The sequence below is a fragment of the Achromobacter marplatensis genome, from assembly GCF_002209535.1.
Lineage (GTDB): Bacteria > Pseudomonadota > Gammaproteobacteria > Burkholderiales > Burkholderiaceae_B > Achromobacter > Achromobacter marplatensis.
Window position 1 is genome coordinate 26,014 of record NZ_NJIG01000029.1, and the last position, 6,578, is coordinate 32,591.

The following is a 6,578-nucleotide window of genomic DNA, read 5'->3' on the forward strand; positions in this document are numbered from 1 at the left end:
GTAAACGTCCAACTTGTCTCCCCCGACTTATCGCCGTCCAGCGTTCTGATTACTTGCCTTGCGCCAGGCGCTTTTGCAGCTCTTCCGGCACCACGCGCTCAACTTCCACGAGCTTTCCGTCTTGAATCTGCGTGATCATGACCGGGATGAGCATCTGCTGAGGCGAACCGTAGGTCGCCTCGCCACCGAACGCCGTCTTGCCGTACGACGTGTCAAAGACGATCTTGGGCATGACCTTCAGAATCTCGGCAGGTTCGATGCTTTGCGCGGCTTCCATGCCCGCCTTGAGGGCGTACACAGAGTCGTAGGGTGCGAGCTGCAGCGGGTTGAGTGATTCCCCGACGGCCTTTTTCATGCCTTCGTTGAGCTCACGTTGCTTGCTGGTTGCCTGCTGTCCGGCGTAATCGCCCGAAAAGCCCATGTACACCCCGTTAGCTGCTTGACCGCCAATGTCCACGAGCTGCGCTGCCCCCGTGCCCACCGGCTGAACCTTGACACCGTCCCATCCGAGTACGGCCAGTTCGCGGAAGAGCACGCCTGCATCGGCCGGGGGAGCAACGCCCAGGTCAATGACGTCCGGCATCACCGCCGCGAGTTTTTGCGCAATGGGCTGGAATTGCGTGGTGCCGCGTTCGTACCAGTTGACTGACACCACCTTCACGCCAAGCTTTTCCCAAGCCTTCTGGGCGACCGGTTCGGTCTCCTTGCCGGTCGCGTCGTTGGGATTGAGCATGGCAACGGTCTTGATGGAGCCGTGTTTGGCCTTTACGTAGGCATACAGGGGTTCCAGGATTTCGAACGGCGTGGTCGATTGGGTCAAGGTGTAGGGCTTGGTTGGTCCCTTGACGGTCTTGCCCCAGGCCGAGGTGAACAGAATGACCTGGTTCCGCTCGGTGAGCGACTGCAAAGCCAGAATCGGCGCGGTGCCGATGCTGCCGACCACGTAGCGGGATTTGTCGCGATTCACGATGTTCTGCGCGACCTTGGTCCCTTCCGCGGCGTTGTATTTGTTGTCGTAGGCACGGACTTCAAATTTATAGGTGGTGCCGCCGATCTTCACGCCGCCGGCGTCATTGATTTCCTTGGCGGCCTGCTTGGCGGTCCATTCCTGTCCAAGCCCCCACGTTGCAGCGGCGCCTGACATCGGCGCGGATACGCCCAATATCAAGGTCTTGGTGTCCTGTCCGAATGCGGCGCCGGACGTGAGCGACGCCGTCGCCAAAGTCACAGCCGTAAGAACGCAGTTGAGGTTCTTCATCTTGTCTTCTCCGTATTTATAGGTGTAGTGATTCCCGGCGCGTGCCGGCTTTTACCGGATTCCCGGTATGTCTTTAGCCCGACTGAGGTGTACGTCCGGCGCTGGTCCAGCGCGTGGCTTCGTTGGGGCCGTGGTTGTCCACGTAACTCGACACCTGCTTGAGCAGTCCGGGCGCAATGCCTGCCTGCTCGCTCAGTGCCAAGGCCAGGTGCAGATCCTTCGCGACGATTCGGTGGATGTCCGGGTAGGCGTCTTCCGTCGGCGACCACGCGCGGAATTGCGCGCGGCCCAGGGCCGCGTTGGCAGTCAGAAAGTTCCTTCCGGTACTGACGTCCAGGATGGGCGCGAAGCTCTCAAGGGAAACGCCATGCGCCTGAGCCAGTTCGATGGCTTCAGCGGTCAAATAGATATTTGCCACGCAGACCATGTTGTTGATGATCTTGGCGACCTGCGCAGATCCCAACGCGCCGCAGTGGAAAATTCGGCTACCCATAGCCTGCATCAATGGCCTGGCCAGTTCGGCGTCGGATACGGCTCCGCCCACCATGATCGTGAGCGTTCCTTCTTGTGCGCCCACGACGCCGCCGCTCACCGGCGCGTCGAGCAGGTGGGCGCCGGCTACAGCGAGCGGCGCCTCCAGCGTGCGCAGGGTAGCGGGCAGCGTGGTGCTCATCATGCACACGATGGGCTGGTGGCCGCTGGGAATGGCGTGAACCAGTCCGCCGTCGCCAAGCAGGGCGTCTGTAATTTGAGCGTCATTGGCGAGCAGCACAATGATCGCGTCCGCTCCAGCGCAATCCTTCACTTCAGAAGTTGTGGCGACGCCTTCACGGGCAAAGCTCTCGCGTACGGCGGCACTGCGGTCGCAGATGATGAGGTCAAAACCTCCACGCCGAACGCAGCGCGCCATTGGCGCACCCATGTTGCCGGCGCCGATGAAGGCGACTGTTTTGATGGATTTCATGAGCGCTGCTCCGCCTAGACACCCAGGTCCAGGTCGAACCGGGGAGCGCGGCGCTCTTGCAATGCGCTCACTCCCTCCCGCGCCTCGGGGCTTCCGAAGCCCATGAACTCCAGCGCCAGCGAGGTATCGAAAATGGGTCCGGCCTGACGCAGCCAATTGTTCAGGGCGTACTTGGTCCACCGCATCGCACCCGGCGCGCCTGCCGCGAGCTTCCCGGCGATCTCAAGGGCTTTGTCTTGAAGCGCGTCGTCCTCAACGCACAACGACACGAGACCCAGCGCTTCGGCCTGCGCGCCGCTCACGGGTTCGCACAACATCAGGTGGTATTTGGCCTTGGCCATCCCGCAAAGCAAGGGCCAGATGATGGCCGCATGGTCGCCTGCGGCGACGCCCAGCTTGGTGTGGCCGTCCACAATGCGGGCCGATTTCGCTGCAATCGAGATGTCGGCCAGCAGAGCCGCCACCAGACCCGCGCCCACCGCCGGGCCATGAATGGCGGAGACGATAGGTTTCGAACAGTTGATGATGTTGTAGACCAGGTCTCGGGCTTCTCGCCAGACACGGGCCCTGGCCTTGAAATCGTCGTTGATCTCTTCGAGCATGCGGAAATCACCACCAGCCGAGAACGCACGCCCGGCTCCGCGGATGATCACGGCGCTGACCTCGGGATCGGTGTCGATCTCGCGCCATACCTCCGCCAGTTCGGCGTGCCCCCGGGAATCCAGGGAATTCATGCGCTCGGGGTTGTTCAGCGTCAGGCGCAGAACACGGTCAAGCGGACGGTCGAATTCAATCGCCGTGTAGTTCTGATAACGAAGGTTTTCTGTCATCCTCGACTCCAACTTCAGGTACGTGATTGGGCGGCCGTTTGTCGGCCGTCCGCGTTCTTCTGCGCCGATATGACGCGTGCCTTTCTGCGTAACTGCTGGCGCAATTGTGCGATCCGCACTTGCTTTATCAAAGACCACCGTTGCACCCTTAGTGTGCGCTGATGCACAATGAGCCATGGATACGCACCCCGAATGGAACGACCTCAAAGTTTTTCTGGCTGTCGCACGGCTGGGCACGATCTCCGATGCGGGGGAGAAGCTCGGGATCGAGCACTCCACTGTTTCGCGGCGGATCGACCGGCTGGAAGCGACCTTGCGCGTGGTCTTGTTTGACCGACGCCGCAGCGGCTATTCGCTGACCGATGCTGGCCATGCGCTGATTCCTCACGCGGAAAAAATGGAAAGCGCGCTGTTGGCCGCTGTGGAAGAAAGCCTGGAGGCGGCCGACTTCATCAAAGGCAATGTTCGCGTTGGAACACCGGAAGCATTTGGTATCCACGTGCTTGCCCCGGGGATGGCGCAGTTGCGCCAGAAACATCCCGGACTGCGCATTGAACTGATGGCCCAGCCCCAATTCCCCAGCCTTGTGACCAGGGAAGTCGAAATCCTGGTGACGCTTGATCCGCCGCAGATGGGGCGATACAAGGTCGCGAAGCTGGCGCAGATCGACTACTTCCTTTATTGCTCTCCTGCCTACCGGGACGCCCATCCTCCAATACGTGAACTCAGCGACGTCGCTCAGCACGATTTCCTGGACTACATCCATGATGGTTCGGTCAGTGAGCGCTATCGCGTGCTTGAAGAGCTCGTCCTGGAACCGAATCGATGTTTCAGCTCGAACAGCGTGCTTGCACAGCGCTCGGCCGCAGCGGCTGGGCTGGGGCTTGTCTTGCTTACGCCCTATGTCGCAAACGTGAATAGCGGCGACCTCATCAGCGTTTTTCCTGATAAGCCCCTCATTACGCGGAGCTTATGGATTGCGGCGCCCGAAGATCTGCTGCGGATCAAACGCTACCAGTTCGCTTGGCGATTTATCCGTGAACAGGTCGAATCGCAGCCGGAGCTGTTCCACCCGTCCGCTTGATCGCTGTGCAGAATTGCACAATAAGGTTGCGGCAAATCCATTGTTCCGGCCGCATCGAATCCCTAGTATCTGGGGGGTTACCACCCACTCAACCCCATTTACTTCGGTTAGAGAATGAGAAAGATATATGGAGATGTGGCCGACGCCCTGGACGGGGTCATCACGAACGGCCAAACGATAGCTGTCGGGGGTTTCGGCCTGTGCGGCATTCCTTCAGCATTGATAGAAGGGATGCGTGACAGCGGCGTCGGCAATCTGACTTGCATCAGCAACAACGCTGGCGTTGATGACTTCGGTCTGGGGCTACTACTGCAGTCGCGCCAGGTGAAGCGCATGATCGCGTCGTACGTTGGCGAGAACAAGGAATTCGAAAGACAGTACTTGAGTGGCGAACTGGAGCTGGAGTTCAACCCTCAAGGGACGCTTGCGGAGCGTTTGCGCGCAGGCGGCGCCGGAATTCCCGCGTTTTTCACCAGGACTGGCGTCGGCACTGTCGTCGAGGAAGGCAAAGAGACCAGGCAGTTCGGTGGCCAGACCTACATCATGGAGTTGGCGCTCCGGCCGGATGTCTCGCTGGTGAAAGCAAAGCGTGCAGATCGAGCAGGCAACCTTGTCTTTGCACGCACAGCTCGAAACTTCAATCCCGACGTGGCAATGGCGGGAGCGGTGACGATCGCCGAAGTGGAAGAACTGGTGGAAGAGGGCGAGATCGATCCTGACGATGTGCATCTGCCAGGAATCTTCGTCGATCGTATCGTCGTCGTACCCAACCCGGAAAAGCGCATCGAGCGCAAGAGTTTCCGTTCACGGCCGCAGTAAGGAGAATTTGCGATGGCTTGGACACATGACCAAATGGCAGCGCGCGCCGCACAGGAACTGCACGACGGCGACTACGTGAATCTGGGAATAGGCTTACCCACGAAAGTGGTGCAATACGTGCCTGACGGCATGCAAGTATGGTTGCAGTCCGAAAACGGACTGATCGGCATCGGGCCGCCCCCTTATGAGGACGAAATCGACCCGGACCTTATCGACGCGGCCAAGCAGACGGTGACAACAGCGCCTGGCGCATCCATCTGTTCGTCTTCCATGTCGTTCGCCATGATCCGAGGCGGCCATATGGACCTTACGATCCTGGGAGCCATGCAGGTCAGCGCGCAGGGAGACCTTGCAAACTGGATGATCCCCGGCAAGATGGTCAAAGGCATGGGCGGGGCCATGGATCTTGTTGGTGGCGCGCGCCGGGTCATTGTGCTCATGGAACACAACACGCGTGACGGTGCGATGAAAATTCTGGATCAGTGCTCTTTGCCGCTGACCGGTCGTAGCGTGGTGCACAGGATCATTTCCGACCTGGCGGTGATGGACATCACCGACGAAGGGCTGGTTGTAAAAGAGCTGGCGCCCGGCGTTACGCGCGAGGCATTGCAGGAAAAGTCGGAGCCTCGCCTGGTGTTTGCACTAGGATAGCCGATCTAGGCGCGAGGAGGCGACTGATAGAACGTCTTTGTCCCGAAGTCGACCTCCACGCCTAGACCGATGCCTTCCGGCAGCCGGCCCAGACAGGACTGTTGATGCGATTGGCGCGCTGCACATCAACAGTCGTCCGAAGAATTCGAACGTCGCGACAGAACGCATGGAAGTATGCCCAATCGGCTGTGAAATCGGGTTGCGCTTGGGGCTTTGTTAAGCGGGTGGCTTGGCAGCCCATTGCCGAGTTCGCGTGGTTTTTGGCATTCCGTTACCAAACTCGCACCTTGACCCGCTGCACAAGGTCGCTCACATGTGGGTCGTGGATCCCCCAGCGGGCGAGCGCGTCGTCCAGACGAGTCAAATATTCACGATTACTCCCGAGTGGGCCGCTTGCCATGGCGACATCGGCGGCAACCGCGTTGAGTTCATCTGTCGCACGATATTGGGGGTGCGTCGTTTCGGCGACGAAAGCGATGACCGAAACCCGACGCCCATCCGCCAAACGTGCTTGCGCCCAGACTGGCCGATACAGCCCGTGCACCATTTCACGGATCCACACCAGGCGCTCCGCGCCAACAATTGAGCCTCAAGTGAGGCATTTTTCAAGTTGCTGATTTTACGGCGCATTATCAATGTCGGTTCAAGTGGTTCTGACAATCGGAATCAAGTGTTCGCTTATGGCGGATGCGCTTTCTGGGCGGCATTGCCGAGGCGCTGCTCCAATACAGCAGTGACGAACCTGAGTTACGGCTTCGGCATCTCCTTGCTCGAGTAGTGGCAGTCCAAGCGCGGTCAAAACACACCTCCTGGGCACAAGTCAGTCAGATCGGGATCAGCCAGGAGGAATTGGGCGTAAGCGCCCGGCGAACACATATTGAGCGCGTGCGTTGTCCTCGATAGTGTCCACCACTTTTAGGTGGACACCATGTCGAAGACAGAATTAGCGCCGGTTCCTAAGCGTCGGTCTTA

The 6,578-nt window shown here is 59.6% G+C and carries 7 protein-coding genes; 3 read left to right on the forward strand and 4 right to left on the reverse strand.

What is annotated here, in order from left to right:
* Positions 1–49 precede the first annotated feature (49 nt).
* From CEY09_RS30785 to CEY09_RS30795, 3 genes are all read right to left on the reverse strand, one after another.
* Complete coding sequence (locus CEY09_RS30785) at positions 50–1,258, reverse strand: ABC transporter substrate-binding protein (RefSeq protein WP_050729654.1); 1,209 nt, start codon at positions 1,256–1,258, stop codon at positions 50–52.
* Positions 1,259–1,331: 73 nt separating this feature from the next.
* Complete coding sequence (locus tag CEY09_RS30790; RefSeq protein WP_012248164.1) at positions 1,332–2,222, reverse strand: NAD(P)-dependent oxidoreductase; 891 nt, start codon at positions 2,220–2,222, stop codon at positions 1,332–1,334.
* Positions 2,223–2,236: 14 nt separating this feature from the next.
* Positions 2,237–3,052 carry an enoyl-CoA hydratase/isomerase family protein gene (locus CEY09_RS30795; RefSeq protein WP_050729653.1) on the reverse strand — a complete coding sequence of 272 codons (816 nt, stop codon included), beginning with the start codon at positions 3,050–3,052 and terminating at the stop codon, positions 2,237–2,239.
* Between the two features lie 175 nt (positions 3,053–3,227).
* Here CEY09_RS30795 and CEY09_RS30800 point away from each other — a divergent pair, with 175 nt between their 5' ends.
* The 3 genes from CEY09_RS30800 to CEY09_RS30810 all read left to right on the forward strand — a co-directional run bounded on the left by CEY09_RS30800 (position 3,228) and on the right by CEY09_RS30810 (position 5,606).
* Complete coding sequence (locus CEY09_RS30800) at positions 3,228–4,136, forward strand: LysR family transcriptional regulator (RefSeq protein ID WP_050729652.1); 909 nt, start codon at positions 3,228–3,230, stop codon at positions 4,134–4,136.
* Between the two features lie 114 nt (positions 4,137–4,250).
* Positions 4,251–4,955, forward strand: coding sequence for a CoA transferase subunit A (locus tag CEY09_RS30805; RefSeq protein WP_012248167.1), 705 nt, complete (start codon positions 4,251–4,253; stop codon positions 4,953–4,955).
* A 12-nt stretch (positions 4,956–4,967) separates the two neighbouring features.
* On the forward strand, positions 4,968–5,606 hold the full coding sequence (locus CEY09_RS30810) for a CoA transferase subunit B (protein WP_012248168.1): 639 nt from the start codon (positions 4,968–4,970) through the stop codon (positions 5,604–5,606).
* Between the two features lie 271 nt (positions 5,607–5,877).
* Here the strand turns inward: CEY09_RS30810 and CEY09_RS30815 are convergent, their stop codons facing one another.
* Positions 5,878–6,168, reverse strand: coding sequence for a gamma-glutamylcyclotransferase (locus tag CEY09_RS30815; protein WP_234818441.1), 291 nt, complete (start codon positions 6,166–6,168; stop codon positions 5,878–5,880).
* Positions 6,169–6,578: the final 410 nt, after the last annotated feature.